Raw genomic sequence first — 426 nt, 5'->3', positions numbered from 1 at the left:
AATTTATTTGATATTACTGTCGAAAAGAATAAATTTTCGAAATCATATAGTGAAAGTAAACCTAACATTATGATCACTCGAAGTTATATTGAAAAAGTATCACTAGATAGATTAAGAAGCATTATTATGCCTATCTATATTGAAAAAAAGTTAGAAGCGATTTTAATGATTGACTTATACTTTGGTCATATGGATAAGTACATTCATGATTTTAATGAAACTAATTACACCCAATATGAGAGAAGAAATAGACATAACTATTTCACTAAAGAGATAGATATTCCCTATACCAAAGGTGATTTATCTAACCAAGTAATAGGACTAGATTGGTTAAACGTATTATCAATTTCACTTGCTTTTTATATTGTTGTTGAATCTATTTATTTGCTCGTTTACTTAACTAAAAATAAATTAGCTTCTTTAATG

At 25.8% G+C, this 426-nt stretch carries 1 protein-coding gene; it reads left to right on the top strand.

Going from position 1 to position 426, the window contains the following annotated elements; all coding sequences use genetic code 11:
* Nucleotides 1-126: 126 nt before the first annotated feature.
* The coding region (locus E5A76_RS15080; protein WP_161119410.1) for a hypothetical protein at nt 127-426 on the top strand (300 nt) is incomplete at its 3' end.

This window comes from Photobacterium lucens (assembly GCF_009873615.1).
GTDB lineage: Bacteria > Pseudomonadota > Gammaproteobacteria > Enterobacterales > Vibrionaceae > Photobacterium > Photobacterium lucens.
The sequence above is the reverse complement of the archived record's forward strand: the minus strand, read 5'-3'. Positions and strand labels throughout refer to the sequence as shown.